Source organism: Vibrio sinaloensis DSM 21326, from assembly GCF_000189275.1.
Classification (GTDB): Bacteria; Pseudomonadota; Gammaproteobacteria; order Enterobacterales; family Vibrionaceae; genus Vibrio; species Vibrio sinaloensis.
In genome coordinates, this window is record NZ_AEVT01000018.1 from 253,205 (window position 1) to 273,653 (window position 20,449).

Annotated in this window: 24 protein-coding genes; 8 read left to right on the forward strand and 16 right to left on the reverse strand. The window is 47.4% G+C overall.

What is annotated here, in order from left to right:
* Positions 1-9: 9 nt before the first annotated feature.
* The 13 genes from RH45_RS04600 to RH45_RS04660 are packed head-to-tail and all read right to left on the reverse strand — an operon-like array spanning position 10 to position 11,575.
* Positions 10-621, reverse strand: coding sequence for a DUF3261 domain-containing protein (locus tag RH45_RS04600; RefSeq protein WP_008074338.1), 612 nt, complete (start codon positions 619-621; stop codon positions 10-12).
* Entirely contained in the window at positions 618-2,960 is a 2,343-nt protein-coding gene (locus RH45_RS04605) for an MMPL family transporter (RefSeq protein WP_008074339.1), read from the reverse strand. Before RH45_RS04605 ends, RH45_RS04600 begins: the two co-directional genes overlap by 4 nt.
* Positions 2,932-3,540, reverse strand: coding sequence for a LolA family protein (locus tag RH45_RS04610; protein ID WP_008074340.1), 609 nt, complete (start codon positions 3,538-3,540; stop codon positions 2,932-2,934). Before RH45_RS04610 ends, RH45_RS04605 begins: the two co-directional genes overlap by 29 nt.
* The gene (locus RH45_RS04615) at positions 3,537-3,986 is read right to left on the reverse strand and encodes an acyl-CoA thioesterase (RefSeq protein ID WP_008074341.1); all 450 of its coding nucleotides are present in this window, start codon (positions 3,984-3,986) and stop codon (positions 3,537-3,539) included. The genes RH45_RS04610 and RH45_RS04615 overlap by 4 nt, the downstream gene beginning before the upstream one ends.
* Positions 3,986-5,539 carry an HAL/PAL/TAL family ammonia-lyase gene (locus RH45_RS04620; RefSeq protein ID WP_008074342.1) on the reverse strand — a complete coding sequence of 518 codons (1,554 nt, stop codon included), beginning with the start codon at positions 5,537-5,539 and terminating at the stop codon, positions 3,986-3,988. Before RH45_RS04620 ends, RH45_RS04615 begins: the two co-directional genes overlap by 1 nt.
* On the reverse strand, positions 5,520-7,223 hold the full coding sequence (locus RH45_RS04625; protein WP_008074343.1) for a glycosyltransferase family 2 protein: 1,704 nt from the start codon (positions 7,221-7,223) through the stop codon (positions 5,520-5,522). Before RH45_RS04625 ends, RH45_RS04620 begins: the two co-directional genes overlap by 20 nt.
* Entirely contained in the window at positions 7,216-7,575 is a 360-nt protein-coding gene (locus RH45_RS04630; protein ID WP_008074344.1) for an ApeI family dehydratase, read from the reverse strand. Before RH45_RS04630 ends, RH45_RS04625 begins: the two co-directional genes overlap by 8 nt.
* Before the next feature lie 22 nt (positions 7,576-7,597).
* Positions 7,598-8,977, reverse strand: coding sequence for an AMP-binding protein (locus RH45_RS04635; RefSeq protein ID WP_008074345.1), 1,380 nt, complete (start codon positions 8,975-8,977; stop codon positions 7,598-7,600).
* 3 nt (positions 8,978-8,980) lie between these two features.
* Positions 8,981-9,538 (reverse strand): COG4648 family protein, encoded by a 558-nt coding sequence (locus RH45_RS04640; protein ID WP_008074346.1) that lies wholly within the window; start codon positions 9,536-9,538, stop codon positions 8,981-8,983.
* Positions 9,538-9,795, reverse strand: a complete 258-nt coding sequence (locus RH45_RS04645) for an acyl carrier protein (RefSeq protein WP_008074348.1) — start codon at positions 9,793-9,795, stop codon at positions 9,538-9,540. Before RH45_RS04645 ends, RH45_RS04640 begins: the two co-directional genes overlap by 1 nt.
* 17 nt (positions 9,796-9,812) lie before the next feature.
* Positions 9,813-10,073: a phosphopantetheine-binding protein gene (locus RH45_RS04650; RefSeq protein ID WP_008074350.1), complete on the reverse strand. Its 261-nt coding sequence runs from the start codon at positions 10,071-10,073 to the stop codon at positions 9,813-9,815.
* 16 nt (positions 10,074-10,089) lie between these two features.
* On the reverse strand, positions 10,090-10,854 hold the full coding sequence (locus RH45_RS04655) for a lysophospholipid acyltransferase family protein (RefSeq protein ID WP_008074351.1): 765 nt from the start codon (positions 10,852-10,854) through the stop codon (positions 10,090-10,092).
* Positions 10,847-11,575, reverse strand: coding sequence for a beta-ketoacyl synthase chain length factor (locus tag RH45_RS04660; RefSeq protein WP_039958186.1), 729 nt, complete (start codon positions 11,573-11,575; stop codon positions 10,847-10,849). Before RH45_RS04660 ends, RH45_RS04655 begins: the two co-directional genes overlap by 8 nt.
* 74 nt (positions 11,576-11,649) lie before the next feature.
* On the opposite strand from RH45_RS04660, the gene RH45_RS04665 reads away from it, so the two are divergent.
* The 4 genes from RH45_RS04665 (at position 11,650) to RH45_RS04680 (ending at position 14,746) form a co-directional block, all read left to right on the forward strand.
* Positions 11,650-12,039, forward strand: coding sequence for a hypothetical protein (locus tag RH45_RS04665; RefSeq protein WP_008074360.1), 390 nt, complete (start codon positions 11,650-11,652; stop codon positions 12,037-12,039).
* Between the two features lie 33 nt (positions 12,040-12,072).
* Positions 12,073-13,140 (forward strand): methyltransferase, encoded by a 1,068-nt coding sequence (locus tag RH45_RS04670; RefSeq protein WP_008074362.1) that lies wholly within the window; start codon positions 12,073-12,075, stop codon positions 13,138-13,140.
* Positions 13,141-13,165: 25 nt separating this feature from the next.
* On the forward strand, positions 13,166-14,410 hold the full coding sequence (locus RH45_RS04675; protein ID WP_039958187.1) for an NAD(P)/FAD-dependent oxidoreductase: 1,245 nt from the start codon (positions 13,166-13,168) through the stop codon (positions 14,408-14,410).
* Positions 14,411-14,494: 84 nt separating this feature from the next.
* Entirely contained in the window at positions 14,495-14,746 is a 252-nt protein-coding gene (locus tag RH45_RS04680; RefSeq protein ID WP_008074365.1) for a DUF3081 domain-containing protein, read from the forward strand.
* Positions 14,747-14,803: 57 nt separating this feature from the next.
* Here the strand turns inward: RH45_RS04680 and RH45_RS04685 are convergent, their stop codons facing one another.
* Positions 14,804-15,160, reverse strand: a complete 357-nt coding sequence (locus tag RH45_RS04685) for a MaoP family protein (protein WP_008074367.1) — start codon at positions 15,158-15,160, stop codon at positions 14,804-14,806.
* A gap of 207 nt (positions 15,161-15,367) precedes the next feature.
* On the opposite strand from RH45_RS04685, the gene RH45_RS04690 reads away from it, so the two are divergent.
* Positions 15,368-16,261: a LysR family transcriptional regulator gene (locus RH45_RS04690; protein WP_008074368.1), complete on the forward strand. Its 894-nt coding sequence runs from the start codon at positions 15,368-15,370 to the stop codon at positions 16,259-16,261.
* A gap of 36 nt (positions 16,262-16,297) precedes the next feature.
* Here the strand turns inward: RH45_RS04690 and RH45_RS04695 are convergent, their stop codons facing one another.
* On the reverse strand, positions 16,298-16,501 hold the full coding sequence (locus tag RH45_RS04695; protein WP_008074369.1) for a hypothetical protein: 204 nt from the start codon (positions 16,499-16,501) through the stop codon (positions 16,298-16,300).
* A 152-nt stretch (positions 16,502-16,653) separates the two neighbouring features.
* On the opposite strand from RH45_RS04695, the gene RH45_RS04700 reads away from it, so the two are divergent.
* From RH45_RS04700 to RH45_RS04710, 3 genes are read left to right on the forward strand one after another with little or no spacing between them, the layout of a single operon-like run.
* Positions 16,654-18,015: a DNA-3-methyladenine glycosylase 2 family protein gene (locus RH45_RS04700; protein WP_008074370.1), complete on the forward strand. Its 1,362-nt coding sequence runs from the start codon at positions 16,654-16,656 to the stop codon at positions 18,013-18,015.
* Positions 18,012-18,488 (forward strand): methylated-DNA--[protein]-cysteine S-methyltransferase, encoded by a 477-nt coding sequence (locus tag RH45_RS04705; protein ID WP_008074371.1) that lies wholly within the window; start codon positions 18,012-18,014, stop codon positions 18,486-18,488. Before RH45_RS04700 ends, RH45_RS04705 begins: the two co-directional genes overlap by 4 nt.
* A gap of 4 nt (positions 18,489-18,492) precedes the next feature.
* Positions 18,493-18,894: a hypothetical protein gene (locus tag RH45_RS04710; protein ID WP_008074372.1), complete on the forward strand. Its 402-nt coding sequence runs from the start codon at positions 18,493-18,495 to the stop codon at positions 18,892-18,894.
* Here the strand turns inward: RH45_RS04710 and nhaD are convergent.
* Positions 18,891-20,327 (reverse strand): sodium:proton antiporter NhaD, encoded by a 1,437-nt coding sequence (gene nhaD / locus RH45_RS04715; protein WP_008074373.1) that lies wholly within the window; start codon positions 20,325-20,327, stop codon positions 18,891-18,893. The genes RH45_RS04710 and nhaD overlap by 4 nt on opposite strands.
* Positions 20,328-20,449: the final 122 nt, after the last annotated feature.

Below are 20,449 nucleotides of genomic sequence, written 5' to 3' on the forward strand. Positions count from 1 at the left end.
GATGACGTTCTATGGTGCTTGGTTGTATTGCAGTGTTTTAATTGTAATCGCGTAATCACTGGTTAGGTTATGAAATTCAATATCGCCGGCCAGTTTATCGCTTTGGCTGTAGCGGATATCGATGACCTGTTGTCCGTGATTATCAAACACAGCTCTAGAATTTTCTGTGTCAATGACTCGCCACCTTACCTCATTTAGCGGACCTTCCCAAGCAGAACTCGGCCAGAGCGTGATCATTAGGTTAAATAGTACCTGCTCCGGCTTTGGTAGTGAGCCCTCTAGCCCGGCTAACACATCCGTTGTAATGCTTGATGCTTGATATTCAAGCGATAGGATTCGGGTCCCCCAAGATGAAAAACCTGCCAGCACTACCTTATCTTGGTTGACTTGTAGATGAACAGGAAGCTGCTCGCTTTTGGAGGTGCGATCGGCTTGCCAAGTCGCGGAGATAAGTTGACTGGCTGTGAGCGAGTACCCCAACTCACTAGGTTGCGGTAGCGTCACGGATACGCTTGGCGAGAGGCTTACAGTAGGGGCGCTTTCTTTGGGCGCTGAGGAACACGCAATGAGAGCGGCCGTCAGGGTCAGTACGCTAGCCTTTTTGAATAGGCGCTGATTCATCGTTGAGTCTCCGAAGCTGACTTGATTGCTATAGGTGATAGCAGCCAAGCGATAAAAATACCACTGAGTACCGTAATACCAAAACTATGAATTGCATGGGTTTGGCTTAATGCGAGTAAGCCAAAAGAGAGCAGCGTTGTGATTGCGGAAAGCGTAATAGCCAATAAAGTACTTTGGCTGCGCGCTTTCTCGGCAAAGAACAGTGTATAGTCGATACCAATCCCGATGATCAAAATTAACGCCAGCAAGTTAAACAGGTTGAGGGTTGAACCAAGCGCTGACGCAGTCGCAAGGCCGGCTATACACGCAATCACCGATGGCAATACAATTCGCACTGTGTGTGTCAATCCATAGCGCTTGGCTAACAACACACTGATCGCCACTACCGCAAGGGCCAACAGCTCCATCACTTTGACTCGATACTGGGCAAACAAGGTTGATATTTCTTCCGCCTTGTTAAGGTAGCGGATGTCAGCATCTTGCTCAGCGAAGTCTTTGACGCGTTGAGTCTGCGTCAGCTCATTAAGCACCACTACACTGGCAACTTGGTCATTGACCTGCCCAACGTAAAGAAAGCGCACGGGCTCTGATACTTGTTCGCTTAGGTAGTCTTGCAAGGAAACAGGTTTGAAGCTTGCGTTGAGTTTAGGTGGCTGGGTGAGTTTGAGCTGGTTTACCAATGTCGCTCCATGCTGGTTATACAACGCATCAATTAGCTCAAAGTCTGCTTGTTGGGTGGTTTTTGAACTTACGTATTGTGCCAAGCTTTGGTAACCGCTGATCAACCCCTGCTGCTGCCAAGCGGCTAAAGGAGTTTCAAGTGACTCGAGCTTCTGCATTAGGGCTTCGTCGCTACCCGCTGTCACCACCAACATTTGCTGCGAAGAGCGCACGCCACTGAGTTGGGCGATGAAGTCTTCTTGCTGCTTTAACTGCTTAGGCATCGCTTGCAACTGACGAATGTCGTCGTCGTAGCGTAGCTGGCTCAGCGGGTAGGCCGAGAGCAATAAGCAGCAGATTGGGAGCAAGGTTCTAAGATGAGGCTTCGCCCACAGAGCTAACCAACGCTGAAGCAATACTTGATTCGGCAACTTTCGGTTTTGAGAGGGCTTTGCAGCGAGTAAGGGATACCAAGCCACCACGGTGATGTAAGCCGCAATCAATCCGATCGAAGAGAACAGCGCCAACTGTTGCAAACCAGGGAACGGCGCAATCAACATGCCGAGATAACCGATTAAGCTGGTCAGCAAACCCATAGTGATTGCAGCAAAGATGTGTTGTAAAGCTCGCTGGCTATGCCACTTTTCTCCTTCTGCGAGGCGCTCGGTTAGGTAGTGAAACGCGTAATCGATGGAAACTCCAATCAAGCTGGCGCCAAACACCAAGCTAAACAAGTGAATGGTACCAAACAGCCAAGTGGTAATAGAGAGCGCGGTCAATAAACCGACGGAAATGGACAACAAGGCTAACGCGAGAGGGACGACGCTACGAAAAACAATGATCAGCAGTGCAACGACACCGAGCAATGAGAATAGACCGATGGTGCTGATCTCTGACTTGGCACTCTCGCTACCAAATTGTGCATAAAACAGCACCCCAGTGTGCCAGATGTCTGCTTGATATTGGCTGGCCAAGGTTTGCTCTATGGCGCTGATGTCTGCGACTCCGCGCTGAGCCGAAAAACTGTAAGGTGACTCTTTTAATGTCGCTGTGATCAGAACATATTCAGCGCCTTCGTTTTTGGCGGTGAGGTAGCCATTGTTGAGAGCAAAGGCGGAACTTTGTTGGGAAACTTGAGCCAGATAGTCACGAAACAGCAAAAACGGATCACCACTTAGCTCTTGGCCTGTAACGCCTGAAAACGGGTTGTACAGCGCCTGAACCACTCTTTGAACTTGGCTTTGAGGATGTTGGGTCAGCGTTTGACGTTGTTCATCGGTCAACTGCTGGAATCGATGCTGATAATAGTATTGTGCCCACTGTTTTTGCTGCCCTTCGTCAATGCGCCCAGTGACTTGGCTAAAAAGACCCGTGTGATTGAGTGACTCGGCCAGCGCGTCGGCGGCTAGGTGAAGATTTTCGCGCTCTTGGGTAGTGACAACGAACACAAGCTTGTCACTCATACTTGTGGAGACGGCTTCAAATGCTCGCTCTGCAATGGGATCTTGCTGGTTTTTTGGTAGCAGCTTAAGAATATTAGTTTCAATTGGTGCAGAACTTGCGAACAACCATTGCTGACTCAAAAGCGCGACAAATGTCAGTACCAGCGCAAACCATACCCCCGCAATGGTGCGAGCTTGAATTGGCTGCTTAGAAGCTGAATTGTTGCTGCTCTGCATCCGTTAAGGCCTCTGGAAATGACGTTTGGTTAGAGAACTGAATTTGCGTTTTATCGCCGCGAATCTCTTGTAATTCAAGCCGATTGATATTTTCATCACCCTGTAACGTGATGTGTTCGAATACCGCGTCTAGCGGCGCTTGCTTAGGTGTGAGTTCGAGTGCCCAGTCTCCATCGGTCGCCTCAAACGAGATAGTAAACTGCTGCTTTAACTGCTCTGTATCACCGTGAAATACGGCAAGGAAAACGTGGCTAAAGTAAAACGCCATCGGATTGTCTTGCGCAGTGATCGTTTGTGCAGGTTGACCGGAGAAGGTTTGGCGAAGTTTGTCCTGAGTCAGAACTAAACTGACTGGAAACGGGCTGGTCTGTTGCCAAAGCAACCCGCTGTTTTTGTTTAGGGTAAACGCGCCTTGAGAGCTGAGCGGTTGCTCAAACATTTCAAGATGTCGAGATTGGATGAACTCGCCTCGGACAGTCGCGTGTTTAGCCAGTTGCTGCTGCAGCGAATCTAAATCGGTGACTTGTGATAGGGCGACGGGTGATAACGTTAATAGCATCAGCGTAAGCCATTTTTTCATCCTTCGATACTCCCAGTTTGATGCCATCTTTCGATTTTATCGGTGAATACTTTTGGTGAGGCGAAACACATCTCTTGCTCTTTTATCGAAACGGCGACTTGGGTGGTGTGAGCTTTGCACATCCGCTTACCGGATTCCTCGTCGTAGATGACGTAATCGATGCGTAGGCGATTTTCCCATTCAGTGAGCTTCGCGTGAACTCGAATGGAATGGTTGAATGGAATGGCTTTGACGTACTTGACGCGTGTGTCGATGATCGGCCACATGTAGCCAGAGACATTCATGGCTAAATAACCATAGTCAATTTTGTCCATCAAGACGCGTCGTGCTTCTTCAAAAAAGCGGAAGTAATTTCCGTGATAAATGACCCCCATCGGGTCTGCATCTTGAAATGAGGTGACCAAGGTCACCTCTGTTTCGAGAGGAAAGTGGATCTCTGGCTCCATTATGCCTCCGGGTACAACGACCAGTGGCGTTGTTGGATGCGGTCGATAAAGCGACGCAAATCTTGCTCTAATGGACGATCTTCGACGACAAACTCAAACTCACCGAGCACCGCATCGCGAATCATTTTCAAGTTATCGCTCATGTGATGTTCATCAAGCTCGTTATGACGGCGGCGTATTTCAACGGCTTGGACACTGGCGAGCAGTGACGCTGCGGCGACTTGTTCGGTGAGTTCTAACACTCGAATGCAGTCTCGAGCGGCGATGGTACCCATACTCACCTTGTCTTGGTTATGGCATTCGGTAGAGCGCGAGAATACGCTGGCTGGCATCGTATGTTTAAGTGCTTCCGCAGTCCAAGCGGAAATACCAATTTGTACCGCCTTGAAGCCATGATTGATCGGCTTACGCTCACCTTGTGCTCCGGTTAAGTTAAATGGCAGTCCGTTGTTAAACTTGTAGTCCATTAACTGAGCCATTTGGCGATCCAGTAGATCGGCTAAGTTAGCGATACCCGTTTTGAGTGTGTCCATCGCCATCGCGATGTGGCCGCCATAGAAGTGACCGCCGTGAAGGACGCGTTCGTTATCGCCGTCAATAATTGGGTTGTCGTTGGCACTGTTTAATTCGTTCTCGATCATGGAACGTAGCCAAGGTAGAGAATCTTGCACCACGCCGATAACGTGAGGGGCACAGCGCAGTGAGTAACGGTCTTGAAGTCGGTCACTGTTACGTGGTGGGCGATCGGCCTTTAAGTCGTCTCGTAACCAAGCGGCAACTTGCTGTTGGCCTGGATGAGGTTTAACCGCAAACAAGGCCTCATCAAAGTGGAAGTCATTCCCATGCATCCCCACTGATACCATGGCGGTGATCTTGGTGCACAGTTGCGCAAGGTATTCGGCGCGCTTGTAAGCCAAGCAAGCTAAGGCGGTCATCACCGATGTCCCATTCATCAGCGCTAAGCCTTCTTTTGGCTTCAGTTGTATCGGATTGATACCAAGTTGGGCGAATACGTCGGCGGTTGGGCGCACTTCACCTCTATATAAAACTTCTCGCTCGCCGATCAGTGCCGCGGCAAGGTAGGAAAGCGGCGTCAAGTCACCACTGGCGCCTACAGAACCTTCCTGTGGGATACGTGGTGCGATGTCTTGGTTGATCAGGGTGACAATTTGATTGAGGAGGTCATGGGTAACACCAGACACACCTTGCGATAGAGAACACAAGCGAGTCGCGAGTACAGCACGTGCTTGCTCGTGAGTTAACACGTCACCCAAACCACAGCCATGAAAGCGGGTTAGATGAAGTGGCAATTCGTCGACTAATTCTGGTGGAATGGCGACAGTACAAGAGTCGCCATAGCCTGTTGTGACGCCGTAAATCACGCCTTCTTCTTTGAGCAAGCGCTCCAAAAATGCGACGCCACGGTCGATTTTTGCATTGAACTCTGCTGAGTTGTTCAAAGCGGCATTCGAGCCTTGCGCAATGGCAACAACATCTTCAATCGTGAGTGCCTGGGCGCCAAAAGTGATGGCGTTAGTGTTTTGCGTTGTCATCTTGCTGATTACTTAATGTCCAAAAATTGAAAAAATTGTACCACTGCAATGGGGCTTGCAGGGTGTAATGTTGCAGTCGGTTGGCGTAACTTTGCACTACGTTTTCTAGTGCTTGCTGACGTTCCTTTCTCGGTAAGACAATCTTGTCACTAAAATGCTCAAAATAAACATTGAAATGTGGATCATCACTTTCGTCATCGCGTAAGCCAAACAGAAGGTAAACCGGTGCTTTTAATACCGATGCCAACATAAATGGACCTTGCGGGAATGGCGCGGGTTTACCCAAAAAATCGGCCCATACAGAGCGACTTTCTTTGCTGGTGGAAGTTCGGTCGCCGACAATCACGACCCATTCACCCTGTTCGATTTTTTGCTGTAACAGGATTGCGGTGTCTGGCCCCATTGAACTGACCTGAATCAGGTTGAGCTCAGAGTTAGGATTGACGGCTTTCATGACGGTATTAAACCGCTCGGCATGCTCAGTAAATACTAGGGCATTGATTTTAATATCTTTATGCCTTCGACCTAGTGCTCGGCAAAGCTCGATATTACCTAAGTGCGAACCAAGGATAAGCACACCTTGCTGATTGTCGACCATGTCTTGAAACTGCTCTTGACCATGAATGGTGAGATTATCGACGCTAAAATCGCCTTTCCACGCGGCGAGCTTGTCGAGCATGGTGTGACCAAACGACAGCAAGTGACGATAGCTATTGAGCTTTTCTGGTAGGGTGATTGCGTTGAGTTCTGCGTAGGTTTGCAGCTGCGTCAAATAGATCTCAGACGCCTGTTTGGCCTCTCTCCCGGTCAGGTGGTAGTAGCGCATCACCAGATTAAGGATCAAGTTAAACACTTTTCGACCAAGTAAGCTGTATATGGCCAGCATGAGTTTGATGCCGAAGATAGTGCCTTGCTCTTGGCGTTTTGACCAGTGAGCATTGTTGCCCGTTTTACCCTTTCGAACCAACAGCTTGGGAATTCTCGGCAGCATGCCGAAAAACAGCCGCGTGTGCATCCAGCTTATTTTGACATTGTCCCATAAGGCGTCGAAATGAGAGATGCCACCCTCGGGGTAGATGACCCGAGTTTCTACAAAGTCTATTTCTACGCCTTCCCAATACATGCGCACCAAAATCTCGATATCGAAATCCATACGAGTGCCAATCTGGTACTTATCCAACACGTCAACGGTGCAGCTGACAGGGTAGGCGCGAAAACCACACATGCTGTCTTTGATGGCAAAGGAGAGGGTTTCTATCCACACCCAGACATGAGTCGCGTATCGGCCATATAAGCGCGATTTAGGTACGCTTTCGTCATACACAGGTTGGCCAGAGATTAGGTGAGTTGGGTTTTGTTCAGAAGCTTGCAAAAGCTTAGGTAACGCTTGAACATCATGCTGGCCGTCGGCATCAAATTGCACCACATGGCTGTAATTGAGTTGATTGGCGTGGCGTATTCCCGCCATTACCGCACCACCTTTGCCTTGGTTTTCGGGAAGCGTCAGCAGCGTAACGTTTTCTAGCGGCTCTAATTGGGCTAATGCTTGTTTGGTTTCTGCGTTGCTACCGTCGTCGACAATGATAAAAGGAATTTGAAAAGGGGTAAGCGACGACACCACGGCCGCGATGGTGCTGCCGTGGTTGTAACAAGGGATGAGGAAGCAGGCTTGGTAACTACTCACTTTTCTCACCTAGCTTCATTTTTCCTGAAGAGTGAACCGTGCCTTGTTGCGAGCTGTATTTAAAAGCGAGCTTTTGTTTGTTGCTGTCCCAGTCTAACTGCAAAGTTACTTGGGCATCGGGCCGGATAGGGTCTTGAAATTTAATCACTTCCATTCCCTTAAACACACTTGGCGTGCTTAAGTGCTCGACGGCGTAATGCAGTGCCCAGTCAATCTGAGTCACACCGGGAAGAAGTGGGAAGTGGTTAAAGTGACCGCTGAAGTCCAAAATATCACTATCCACTTGCAGAGTCAGTGTGGCGTGATTGTCTTGGCGAACAACATTCAAAATGGTCGGTTTTCTTTTGTCCATAAATCTGAGTCAAACGTTAGTATCAGAATAGTTTCTCTATGTCGGCAACTTGCCTTTTACCTTGACTGTTGAGCGGTATTTCACTCAACACTCGGTATCGACGTGGGATAGCGATTGGTTCTAGCCAATTACGCAGTTCATTTCGCAATGCCAGCCAAAACTTACCCTTACCCAATTGTGACATGTGTTGCTGCCCTGCTGGCGTCAGTACGATAACCGCATTCAACACCAGACGTTGGCCATCTTGCATTGAAATAACCGCACTTTCATCAATCCAATCGAGTTGATCCAAGCGCTTTTCTACTTCGACAAGTGAAATGCGTTTCTCTTCAACCTTAACGATGCGATCGGTACGGCCAAGCAGCTCAAAGTGCACCTTATCATGGAATCGACACTCGTCCGCAGTTTGGTACCAATTTTCGCCATCGATATGCGCCGATTTTAAGCGAAGACAGCCTTCGTTATTGAGCTCCGCATCAATACTTGGAAACAATTGCCACGGGGTCGAGGCTTGCAGCTGTTGGCGATAAGCGATTCCTCCCGTTTCAGTACTACCAAATACTTCAATCGGCAGTTGGCCAAACAGAGCTTTACTGTGTGTCGCAGCGCTGTGAGGCAGTGGTCCACCTGACGAAAAAACTGTCCCTAACGGACTGGTTTGATGTTCTTCATTGAGCCGTTTGAGTAGGGCTGGGCTACTGATTAGAGCGACATTTTCAGCTGCATGATGGACGAGCTGCTCAGGAAACTCTAGGTTAGCGATCGCGAAAGCTCGCCCAGCACACAACGGCCACAACAGGCGGAACAGCAGTCCGTAGATGTGTTGGTGTGACACGGTACTCTCGATGCGTGAAGGACCTAAACGTTCCCCCCATAACTGCTCTAAAATGGCGATTTCGGTTTCGAGCTGAATCAGCGTTTTATCAATTGCTTTCGGTTTACCACTTGAACCCGAGGTAAAAAGAGTCAAAGCAATGGTGGACGGATTTAACGCAGTCAGCGAAGGTAAGGTTTCTAAATCCTGTCCGTTTTCAGCCAATGCGGTTAATTGCGCGCTGGTCACAGAGTGAGCAATATCTATCGCATCATCATGAAGCAGTAAGTCAAAATGCTCTTCTAGCTCTTTGACGGCTTCAGGCTGGTAATTTCCCGGCAGGACGAGGGATTTATTCGCTACACAACAGGCAAAGAAGGCAATCGCAAACTGGTAGCTATTGGCAAAACACAAAGCAACCCTCTGTGCTGGTTGGTTCGATAGCCAGCTTCGATTTTGTTCAACTTCTCGCTGAAACGTTGCCCAGTCTATCTGCTGGTGCGCGGAGAAAGCGACGAGGTGGGTCGCTGAACGTTGAGCACTGAGCAAATCGGTAAGGGAGCAAAAGTGGGGGTTAGTTACGCTCATTTTTTAATCCTGACGCACAAATTGACGCACTATCCATTCAATGGCAAACAGGGCTCCTGCGAGTAGGTAGCTCACAAGGCCGTTGTAAAAAGTCCAAATCTCTAGCGGTTGGAAGCAGGTATAAAGGGCAATCGCACCGTTGATGACGAAAAACAGACACCAGACCTTAGTAACACTGCGAGTGTAACGTACACCACTCTCTGGCAAGTCTGGTTCTTGCAGACGTGCCAAGCGTTCTATTATGGTCTGCGATTGACCTAGACTCATCGCAAATAGAATCAACATGCACAGATTGACGATGACCGGATAAAAGGTCAGCCAACCATGTTGTTTAAGGACGATGCCGAGGGCGACGAGGACAATTCCAGTCACCGCGCTAATTTGTGCGACCTGCTTGAGCTCTTTCAGCTTGCTTCGTTGAACCACGAATAGGCGGGCTGCCAAGGCGGCGATAAGCAATATCCCCACCATGGAAAGTCCGAAATTATCAATGCCGAAATAGACGGCAAAAGGGTAGGCAATTAAGACAACGGCAGACAGCGCTGTCAGCAATTGTCGCATTAGGCTTCCTTGAGAAGCTCAGTGACTGCGTTTACCACATCATCTACCGTACGAACGGTGCTGAACTCGGCAGGTTTGATTTTTTTGCCTGTCACATTTTGCAGGTGCACGACTAGGTCAACGGCATCAATGCTATCTAGGTCAAGATCTTGGTATAGGTGAGCGTCAGGAACAATATCAGCGGCATCAATCTCAAATAATTCTTCAAGTGCGTCTTTAACTTGGTTAAATACTTGTTCTTTGTTTACATCTGTCATGAGAAAGTACCTAAAAATTATTCACTGATTTGCGAAGAAATATATTTCGCTAAGTTGCTTACTGAAGCAAAGTGCTCACGTGTATTTGAGTCGTCAGCATCGATCACAATATTGTATTGTTTCTTGATCGCTAAGCCCAGTTCTAGCGCATCAATGGAATCTAAACCTAGTCCATCACCAAATAGCGGCGCATCAGTTTCAATATCTGCGATCGTGAGATCTTCAAGATTTAATGCATCAATAATAAGTTGTTTAATTTCGTTGTGTAATGTTTCCACTGGGACCTGCTTGTAACTATTGGTTTTCTGGAAAGAGTGTTTCGCTTAAATGTTGTTGCAGACGTCGAGCCGCAATAGTAGGTGACGTAGTTTGCTCTATAAATGGTTTAACCTCAACTTTATCCTTAACTTCGACGTGGAAAAAAGGCTTAGTTGGCGGTACTTGATACCATTTTGTCTCTTTTGTGAGAAAACTTGGCGTTACCTTAATATGAATTAAACGCAAATCCGTTTCTGTGCGTACAGCAATTTGCGCAGAACCGCGCTGCAGTTTTGATTTTACACCAGGAGTGGTGCGGGTTCCTTCTGGAAACACCAAAAGTACGTTGCCGCGCGCAAATCTTTCTGAGCAAATAGACAATAAGTCGTCCGGCGCTTCATTTGGAATATAGCCTGCGCCTTTGACGATATGTTTCATGAAAGGGTTCGACCAAATGGCCGATTTGACTAAGCAATCGCAGCGTTCCAACTGGGAGGCGATGAGTACATAATCGATAAGGCTAGGGTGATTGGCAACAATCAAACAGTTGCGATCGGCTTTGAGCTTCTCGGCTCCTACAATTTTGTAGTCAATCGCACCCGTAAATCTCATTAAGCGACAAAACATGTCAAAGCTACGTTGAATCGCACCTTGCACACGGTATTCCCGCTCAGTTTGGTTACTGCTGGTTAAGCGAATATAAGGGTTGGCGATAAAACTTAACCCCAGCCCGCCTAGGCCAAATACGCTGAAACAAAACCCAGTGGCGACTACTCGCCAGTATTGATTCAACTTAGTCATTACGTTGCCATGTCCACGTTTGGCGCTGAGAACAAACAGACCATTGCGGCTTTTTCGCTAGATATTTGGCTAAAAAGTCGAGCCCTTGCGGTAATTGTGCCTCATCGGGTTGTGGCGTAGAAGTTGCGACAGATATTTGATTCCCGGCACTTAACACTAACCCTAACGCGTAGCCTCGATAGTTGTGCTGCTCGTACTGGTGGTACACTTCGGGTACAGGCTCATCAAAATCAATCACCATCACTTTGTCTTGTGGATGGCTGGCTAAGTGAAGCCAAGCTTCGAGAATGGCACTTTGAAAGGTGTTGTCGCCAGCCGCAATCGAGGTTAAAGGGATTGGCTTTTTACTCGCGATAGTGGCAAGGCCTGCCGCCGTGTTATGTACCGATTGCGAGAACGCCATCGGTGAGGCTTCTTCTCCAGCCAGTATGTCTTCGATGAGCTTTGCGCTTCTCGCGAGCTCTCCGTGGCGACTGGCAAACACCAAATAATCGACGTGATGCTCGGAGAGAAGCTCTAAACTGGTTTGCACGGCGAGTTTACTCAGACTGCTCATGCGACGGCGCATCATTGCAGGGATGGCAGACACTTCGGCTTTACCTTCGGTTGGCCATTGCTGATCTTGGCTCCAGTTCTGCCAGTCTTGTTGCGTCGATAGACCGATCGCGTTTGCATGCCAAGCGTCGATGTGAAATGAGAGTTTTATGTCTGAATGTGGCATAAGATATTGAATTGTTAGTTATACAGCGAAATACTATTACGGAACTACATATAAAGACAAAAGGAATCATTACTATGTCACCGTTTAAGTTACTTAGCTCTGCCTTATTAGCTTTATTACTTGTTGGTTGTGGTCGCGTGCAGCCTGTAATGAACGTTGAGGATACTCCAGTTGCGTATAATCTTCAAAGTAAACAAGTGAAGTCCGCTATAATGCAGGCGGCGTCAAATCGTGGTTGGGTGATCGAAGAAATTAGTCCAAACGAACTAAATGCAAAAATTCATGTTCGTAGCCACTTTGCTGAAGTAAAAATTCCATATAATGAAAAGTTTTACTCAATTATTTATCTTAACTCAGAAAACTTAAAAGCGAGTGATGGCAAAATTCATCGCAATTATAATCGTTGGATCAACAATCTGAACGTTGATATTAAGCGCCAGTTGTCTTTAGCTGCCGCGCAATAAATTTTTAAGTTGTACTAATTATTAGGTTTTTCCGTGTCACATAAAAAAAATGATCCGTTTAACGCTCTTGAAGCGAAAACAGAAGCTCAAAAACTCTCTTTTGCGCCTATCGTGTTTCATACTGCGCGTACTTTGCGTGATTTAGGCGTATTGGCCGCTTTGGATAAAGTCGGCAAAAAAGGGTTAAGTGCCCCTGAAATTGCAGAGCAGACAGGCGTATCTGAATATGGCGTTAAAGTGTTGTTGGATATGGCAATTAGTGCTCATATCGTGACATGGGAAAAACCTAACTACTGTTTAGCCAATTTGGGCTTCTTTCTTTTGCATGATGGCATGACCAAAGCCAACATGGATTTTACCGCTGACGTTTGTTACGCCGCGATGATGCACTTAACGGAAGCCATCACCGAAGGTAAACCAGCTGGCTTAAAAGAGCTAGGTGATTGGGAAACCATTTACCAAGGCTTATCGACCTTGCCCGCTAAAGCAAAAGAGAGTTGGTTCCAATTTGATCATTTCTATTCTGACCGTTCATTCCCGATTCTGTTGGAAGAAGTGTTCAAATCAGAGCCAAAGAAAATCGTCGATATCGGTGGTAATACCGGTAAATGGGCAATGCAGTGCTGTGCTCACAATGCAGAGGTAGAGATTACCATTGTTGATTTGCCTCAGCAGTTAGAGATGGCGATGAGTAATGCCAAAGCAAAAGGCTTTGCTGACCGTGTACACCCATTCCCAGCCAACATGCTCGATAAACAGCAAACATTACCAGAGCGTGCTGACATCTGGTGGATGAGTCAATTCTTGGATTGTTTCTCACCGATGGAAATCCTGAGTATTCTCCAACGTGTGAAGCAACAACTTGGCCCGGATGACTCGGTATACATTCTCGAACTGTTCTGGGATGCGCAGAAATACGATGCCGCCTCTTATAGCTTGAATGCAACGTCACTTTATTTCACTTGCCTTGCGAACGGCAACAGCCGCTTCTATCGTAGCGATGATTTCTTGGAGATCATTGACGCGGCAGGCTTAGTAATTGAAGAGAGAACTGACAATATTGGCCTTGGTCATACCTTACTTAAGCTGAAAGCGCAGTAGTAAGGTCTAACTTGATATTATGACTATGAAAACAGAATCTACCCAAGTGGTTGTCATTGGCGCTGGCCCTTCAGGCTCCACGGTCTCTGCGCTACTCCTTGCGCAAAATATTGATGTGATTGTTATTGAGAAGGCGCAGTTCCCGCGCTTTTCTATTGGCGAAAGTTTGTTGCCAGCCTGTATGGAAGTCGTCGAGCAGGCCGGCATGACACAGGCTGTTAGCGATGCAGGCTTCCAGTTTAAAGATGGCGCGGCGTTTCGTCGCAATGGTGTTTATACCCAATTTAACTTCACTGATAAGTTTACGCCTGGGCCTGGGACAACTTTTCAAGTTCAGCGGGGCCATTTTGATAAAGTCTTGGCTGACTGCGCACAGGGGCAAGGGGTTGAGATTCGCTATCAACATGAACTGACCCAAATTGCGTTTAATGACTCAGGCTCGCGTCTCACCGTCAAAGATGCCCAAGGCGATGAGTATCAAATTGAGGCAGAATTTGTGTTGGACGCGAGCGGATTTGGCCGAGTGTTACCTCGTATGTTGGAGCTTGAGGAGCCGTCTTGTCTGCCGGCGCGTAAAGCCATCTTTACTCATGTCGTTGATAATATTGATGGCGAGTCGATCGAGTACGATCGCGACAAGATATTGATTTCGGTTCACCCAGATAATCATGACGTTTGGTATTGGTTGATTCCATTTTCCAATGGTACTTGCTCTTTGGGTGTGGTTGGTGAACCTGAGTTCTTTGACAACTACCAAGGTGACAACCTTGACGTGTTAAAGCAGATCACTCATCAAGAACCAGGACTGGCGGTATTGTTGGCCAACGCCGACTATCCAAACCCTGCCGGTGAATTGGGAGGCTACTCTGCCAACGTTAAGCATTTGGCCACCTCTCGTTATGCACTTTTAGGAAATGCGGGCGAGTTTTTGGATCCGGTGTTCTCTTCCGGTGTGACGATTGCTATGAAGTCGGCACAGCTTGCTGCTCACTGCGTAGCGAAACAGTTAGGCGGTCAAGTTGTTGATTGGAATGCAGAATATGCGCAACCTTTGATGGTCGGTGTGGACACTTTCCGCACGTATGTTGAAGGTTGGTATAAAGGTACATTGCAAGACGTCATCTTTTATCAGGCGCCGAATCCACGTATCAAGGCAATGATTTCATCTATCTTGGCTGGTTACGCTTGGGATACCAATAACCCTTACGTGAAGAGCAGCCAACAGCGTTTGGATACGCTCGCGGAACTCGTTCGAAGTAATAGTCAGTAAGAGTTTGATATCGCGCAAAGGTTGAGTTGGATTATTCGTCGCCCTCTGCTCATACTTTAAGTGTGCAGCCTAGGAGAGCAAGCTATGAAAAATGACCTTGACCCGACCAAAGTATTGCAAGCTTACGAGACCGTCATGTCTAATGGAACGCCAACGGAACACGGCAAGATGTACGAAGGCGTAGAAGCGTTTTCTGACTACGATGGATACAACGTCTACATGCGAGGGAATGGCGTTGAGTTGAAGATAGGTTTCCATAACACCTATCATCTTGAATACGACCAAGAGCACTTACGCGATAGCTTTTTAAAGAAAGTGGCCATGCTAGCCAAATAACGTATTGCTTCAGACGAAAACAATAAAGCCCCGCGCAACAGCAAGGGGCTTTTTAGATCAGTCTTCTTCAACTAATACTGAGTCGTCGGAATAGTCTTCTGTCGCTTCAGGTTTGTTACGACCGTTTAAAGTATGAAAACGCTTACGACCGCGCGCGAGCTGAATGTATTTTAGCCATATGCGCTCAAGTTTTGTTTTTGCCTTGCCTGGGTTTTCCAGTACTTTGACGAAGTGTTTTTCTTCCGAGTTATCAGGAACAATTTCCCCTGACTCTAAACCCAGCATAGTGTCGCCATAAAGCGTTAGAATTTCTTCCTCTGCAAGCGTAAAATCACCAGACTTAGCAAAGCCTCTCGGAAACTTAGTGTTGTCGTAAAAACGTTTTTTGCCGTGACGAAATTGAGTGTCAGACATTATAGTAGCCTCTATAACCTACATTGATGAATTACCCTAAACGGTACAAAGCGAAAATTAGGCGTAAATTTAACAAAAGAAAAACAAAACCTTTTTATCGTCTCTATTAAACAGTTTTATGAAACTTAGGTAACAATTTGTTTAATGAGCGATAAGTCGTTTTTCATTTTTTGCTACTCTTGGAATATTGCACCTAGAGGAAAATAGATGGACGTAAAAGTCTTTAGAACGTTTCTGGAATTAGCCAACGTTCGCCATTTTGGTCGTGCGGCTGAAAATCTTTATATCACCCAAGCGGCAGTCAGTGCTCGTATCAAACAGTTAGAGAGTTACTTTGATACTCAATTGTTTATCCGCGATCGCAATAACATTAAGTTGACGTCATCGGGTGAACGTTTGATCGGTTACGCTGAAGTCATGGTGAGCACATTGCAGCAAGCCAAGCTCGAGTTGTCATTAGAAAGTGGTAAAGCTTTGCAACTGACCTTGGGCGGCACACCTAACGTTTGGGATGCGTACTTGCAGAACTGTTTAAGTTTAGTGACTGATGAGTTTGAAGGTTATGGCTTTATGGCAGAAATCATGGGCCGTGAAGCGCTTAACCGCAGCTTGCAAGAGCGAACCTTGGATATGGCGTTTGCCTTCGATCAAATCAAAGCAGATGAGCTAAATTGTAAGAAAGTGGCTGATGTGGTGCTGGTGCTGGTGTCGACCCAACAAGACGACCTTGAGCATGTTTTTGCGGACAAGTACGTCTACGTTGATTGGGGAACCAAGTTTGCCTCGGAGCATGCTGAGCGACATCCTAAAATTCCCGCGCCATATTTACGTACCTCGACCGCGCGTATTGCCCTCGATTTTATTCTCGAAAAAGGCGGCAGTGCATACTTACCAGCATCGTTGGTCGAACCGTTTCTTGCCAGCGGCCAACTGAATAAGGTCAAAGGTGTGGAAGATTGGTGTCGGCCAATCTATCTCAGCTACCGTAAAGCCAGTACATCGATTGAAGCGATCAAGCAAGTAGAAGAGTTAGTGAAGACCATTGACCCGGTCACTGCTTACAGTCTTCAGCAGATGGCAGACTTGCCAGTCGATGAGTAAAAAAGAACCGACAAGCCTCTCTCGCGAGAGGCTTTTTTACAAGCTCATTAAACTTTCAATCGACTCTTCTATGCTCAGGTTATGGTAGGAGTGAACGTGTTGTCCATCTGAGGCATCAATTAGGATTCGGTGGATATTCGAAGCGCCGTGTTCGTCAATAATACCCAGAGTTTGTTCTACGCTGTGACACGTCATAGTGAGTTCGCCTCTTAGGACGACAGTGCAAGAGTGCAGATTCATAGCCAACTTCCTTATTATTTTTTAACTGCAATTTTTAATTTAGAAGAAATTTTCTGATCCGCCAACTTCATACAGTTCCGAAAATGGCTAGTATTCGTCATTCAGTCGATTAGACTGCTAAGCAGAAGAAAGAGTTGCCCAAGGAAAATGGCATGAACAGGTTACCTGGATTGAGCATACAAGAGTGTCAGCGCGCCAGATTGGCACGCGATGTTCGTTTTGATGGTCGATTTTATATTGCAGTGAAAAGTACCGGCATATTTTGCCGACCTATTTGCCCAGCGAACTTACCCAAGGAAGAAAACGTCGAGTACTTTGTCGAGAAAGCTCAGGCACTTCAGGCTGGGTATCGCCCGTGTTTACGTTGCCGCCCAGATAGCGCGCCGAGCTCTTGGGCTTGGAAAGGGGTTGAAGCCACCTTGCAACGGGCGGTCGATTTGATTGAACAAGGTGCTTTGCATGACGCAAGCTTAAGCGAGCTGTCAGAACGCTTGGGGATAAGCGATCGATACCTCAGGCAGCTGTTCCAAACCCATCTTGGCATGGCACCCAAGCAGTATGCGCTATACCAGCAACTCATGTTCGCCAAGCATTTGCTCCATTCGAGCTCAATGCCAGTGACAGAGATTGCGTTTGCGAGTGGCTTCAATAGCGTGCGGCGCTTTAATGATGCATTTAAACAAGTGTTAAAACTCACCCCTAGCCAAGTGCGTAAGCAAGATAAAAACTCGCAGGGCAGCAACTTCATTGACTTAGCTTACAAAGGACCACTTGACTGGCAACACATGCTTGATTTCTATCGTTTACGGGCAGTGAAGGGCATTGAATCGGTCGATGAGAACAGCTATCAGCGTTCCTTTGTTCTGCAAAACACGGCAGGCTGGTTCAAGATAGCCCCCTTGAAATCAGGAGTCATGCGCGCTGAATTTAAACTCGACGATACACGCAAACTGAAGGCGCTAGTGAGTCAACTGAGAAGGATGTTTGACCTTGATACTGATGTGTTGAGTATAGAGCAGCAATTACACCAATTAGAGCCTGAGCTTGTGCGTCATACTGGCATTCGTATTCCTGGGGTATGGAGCTGCTGGGAAGCTGGGGTTCGAGCGATTTTGGGCCAGCAAGTTTCAATAAAAGCGGCGATTGGCCAGTTAAATTTGCTGGTTGCAACCCTTCAGCCACAAGGCGAGAAGCACTTTCCGACGCCTGATGAAGTCGCCGGTACCGATTTGACTTTCTTACGGATGCCTCAAAGTCGCAAAGAGACATTACACCGTTTTGCGGAGTTTATGCGTGATCATCCAGAGGCCCCATTGAGCGAGTGGCTAGCTCTAAAGGGGATTGGTCCTTGGACGGTTAACTATGCTCGTTTACGCGGGGCGTCTGAGCCGAATTGTTTTTTAGATGGAGACTTAGTGGTGAAAAAAGCGCTCAATCAGTTTCCTAAACTTAATCCGCAGTCTGTGGCTCCTTGGGGCAGCTACGCGACGTTTCATTGTTGGAGTCATGCATGAATACGCGATACGTTACTTTTTCTACTTCTTTAGGCAAAATGACCTTACAAGCGAATGACCAAGGCTTATTGGGTGCTTGGTTTGAGACCCAGACCACACAGCCGGAAGAGTTAGGACAATACAGCGAATCTGATCCTATACTTAATAATGCAATCAAGCAGTTACAAGAGTATTTCTCGGGCAGCCGATCCGAGTTTGAGCTACCATTAGCGGCGCAAGGCACCGAATTTCAGCAAAAAGTGTGGCATGCTTTAACGACTATCCCGTATGGTGAGACATGGAGCTATCAAGATCTCGCCAATGCCATTGATAACCCTAAAGCGGTGCGAGCTGTTGGGTTGGCGAATGGTAAAAATCCGATTTCGGTGATTGTCCCGTGTCATCGGGTGATAGGTAAAAATGGCAAACTGACGGGTTATGCAGGTGGCGTAGAGCGCAAAGCCAAGCTTCTTGAATTGGAGAAACTGGAGTAACAGAATGAGCAAAAGGCACTGGATATCAGCGGTAGTACTGTCTAACGTGGCTTCTTTTGGGTTAATTGGCTGCTCAGAAGAAGATGCGGTACGTATGTTGAATAAGCAAACGTACGATTTTGTTGGCGTGTATGAAAACCAACATAACGACGATCTGCTTAAGTTTGCTGATGCTCAGGTGACCTTCATCAAGCCCGGCGTGCCAGACATGATCAAGCCATTTGAAGTGGATGATAACGCACTGACCATTACCATGCGTAACAGCTCCAAAGAGAAGCGTGAAGATATCGTGATGAAGATACACGGTCAGAATGAGCTGTTAACTTGCAGCGCGTGTGCAAAATATCAATTGGCAAGTATCTGGCAAAAGCGTGATTTCACGCCTTTGCCAGCTGAGTCAAACTAAGTAAACAAATGCCCATTGAGCATCATGTGGACCACGATACTTGCGGCATAGCCTAGTGAAATGACCGGCATCCACTTGAGATGACCAAAGAAGGTATATTTGCCATGGGCAGCGCCCATTAACGCCACGCCTGCTGCTGAACCAATCGACAACAAACTGCCGCCAACCCCTGCCGTCAATGTTACTAACAGCCAGTTACCCATCGATAAAGTGGGTTCCATGGTGAGTACCGCGAACATCACCGGAATGTTATCGACAATCGCAGAAAGGATCCCGACCATGACATTCGCCCACACTGGATCCCACTGGGTATACATGATTTCAGAGATCAACCCCAAGTAGCCAAGCAAGCTTAAACCACCTACGCACATCACAACACCGTAGAAGAACAATAGCGTATCCCACTCGGCATGAGACACTCGACGGAATACGTCAAACGGTACCACTGAACCTAAGCGCTTCAGTGCGTGATCGTCTCGGTTGGCGATGGCCATAGCGGCCTTTTTGTGCAGCGATGCTTTGAGAGTCCGGCGCAAGAAAAAACCAAAAAACTGCAAGTATGCTAAGCCCATCATCATGCCAATAACTGGAGGGAAATGCAGCACAGCATGGAAAGCAACAGCGGTTGCGATGGTGAGGATAAATAGCGCGACAATTCGGCGCGCACCCCGTTTGAGCTCGACGTGCTGGTGGACAACATCAGGCTTAGTATTGGGCACAAACATCGACATGATGATGGCGGGAACTAGGTAGTTGATCACTGATGGTAAGAATAAGGGCATGAACTCAGCAAAAGAGACGTGACCAGCTTGCCAAACCATCAGTGTGGTGATGTCGCCAAAGGGACTGAACGCTCCTCCTGCGTTCGCCGCAATCACAATGTTGATACAGGCAAGGTTGATAAAACGAGTGTTGTCTCCCGCGACTTTCATGACCACAGCGCACATCAATAGCGCAGTCGTGAGGTTATCCGCGATGGGAGAAATGAAAAAGGCCAGTATTCCCGTTAACCAGAACAAAGACTTGAAGTTAAATCCTTTACCGACCATCCAAGCTTGTAACGCGTCAAACAGCCTTCGCTCTTCCATGGCACTGATATAGGTCATGGCGACCAGTAAGAACAGCAATAGTTCGGCGTATTCCAGCAAGTTATGCTCTAAGGCGGCTTTCGCCACTTCGATCTGGTCGTACTGCGAGTACACATAGCCAATCATTGCCCAGATAATGCCTGCCGCAAGCAGCACGGGCTTTGATTTGCGTAGCTGTAGGTATTCTTCGAGCATCACTAGGGTATAGGCGATGGCAAAGATCAATAGGGCAGCATAGCCGATGGTGGATTGGGTGAGGGGTAAAATGTCGCCTGTCGCATTGGCAGCAAAGGCGCTGATGGGGGCTAGCGTTAAAGCAATAAAGACTGACCACTGCAGTTTCATACTTCCACTCCTTCGAAAGATGATTGTTGTTATACCCAAGTAACCTCGCTAGGAGGGAGTAAGAAGTCACTTGGGTATAAAGCAATGGTTCCCTAGTGTAATGGCGTTTGCGCTAGGGGTAT

Bases quoted from the DNA above. Each gene is read 5' to 3' on its own strand.
- RH45_RS04660 (WP_039958186.1), bottom strand. From the start codon at position 11,575: ATGCCACATTCAGACATAAAACTCTCATTTCACATCGACGCTTGGCAT.
- RH45_RS04640 (WP_008074346.1), bottom strand. From the start codon at position 9,538: ATGCGACAATTGCTGACAGCGCTGTCTGCCGTTGTCTTAATTGCCTAC.
- RH45_RS04610 (WP_008074340.1), bottom strand. From the start codon at position 3,540: ATGAAAAAATGGCTTACGCTGATGCTATTAACGTTATCACCCGTCGCC.
- RH45_RS04700 (WP_008074370.1), top strand. From the start codon at position 16,654: ATGAACAGGTTACCTGGATTGAGCATACAAGAGTGTCAGCGCGCCAGA.
- RH45_RS04680 (WP_008074365.1), top strand. From the start codon at position 14,495: ATGAAAAATGACCTTGACCCGACCAAAGTATTGCAAGCTTACGAGACC.
- RH45_RS04685 (WP_008074367.1), bottom strand. From the start codon at position 15,160: ATGTCTGACACTCAATTTCGTCACGGCAAAAAACGTTTTTACGACAAC.
- RH45_RS04635 (WP_008074345.1), bottom strand. From the start codon at position 8,977: ATGAGCGTAACTAACCCCCACTTTTGCTCCCTTACCGATTTGCTCAGT.
- RH45_RS04710 (WP_008074372.1), top strand. From the start codon at position 18,493: ATGAGCAAAAGGCACTGGATATCAGCGGTAGTACTGTCTAACGTGGCT.
- RH45_RS04620 (WP_008074342.1), bottom strand. From the start codon at position 5,539: ATGACAACGCAAAACACTAACGCCATCACTTTTGGCGCCCAGGCACTC.
- RH45_RS04600 (WP_008074338.1), bottom strand. From the start codon at position 621: ATGAATCAGCGCCTATTCAAAAAGGCTAGCGTACTGACCCTGACGGCC.
- nhaD (WP_008074373.1), bottom strand. From the start codon at position 20,327: ATGAAACTGCAGTGGTCAGTCTTTATTGCTTTAACGCTAGCCCCCATC.
- RH45_RS04705 (WP_008074371.1), top strand. From the start codon at position 18,012: ATGAATACGCGATACGTTACTTTTTCTACTTCTTTAGGCAAAATGACC.
- RH45_RS04655 (WP_008074351.1), bottom strand. From the start codon at position 10,854: ATGACTAAGTTGAATCAATACTGGCGAGTAGTCGCCACTGGGTTTTGT.
- RH45_RS04605 (WP_008074339.1), bottom strand. From the start codon at position 2,960: ATGCAGAGCAGCAACAATTCAGCTTCTAAGCAGCCAATTCAAGCTCGC.
- RH45_RS04675 (WP_039958187.1), top strand. From the start codon at position 13,166: ATGAAAACAGAATCTACCCAAGTGGTTGTCATTGGCGCTGGCCCTTCA.
- RH45_RS04695 (WP_008074369.1), bottom strand. From the start codon at position 16,501: ATGAATCTGCACTCTTGCACTGTCGTCCTAAGAGGCGAACTCACTATG.
- RH45_RS04645 (WP_008074348.1), bottom strand. From the start codon at position 9,795: ATGACAGATGTAAACAAAGAACAAGTATTTAACCAAGTTAAAGACGCA.
- RH45_RS04690 (WP_008074368.1), top strand. From the start codon at position 15,368: ATGGACGTAAAAGTCTTTAGAACGTTTCTGGAATTAGCCAACGTTCGC.
- RH45_RS04630 (WP_008074344.1), bottom strand. From the start codon at position 7,575: ATGGACAAAAGAAAACCGACCATTTTGAATGTTGTTCGCCAAGACAAT.
- RH45_RS04615 (WP_008074341.1), bottom strand. From the start codon at position 3,986: ATGGAGCCAGAGATCCACTTTCCTCTCGAAACAGAGGTGACCTTGGTC.
- RH45_RS04665 (WP_008074360.1), top strand. From the start codon at position 11,650: ATGTCACCGTTTAAGTTACTTAGCTCTGCCTTATTAGCTTTATTACTT.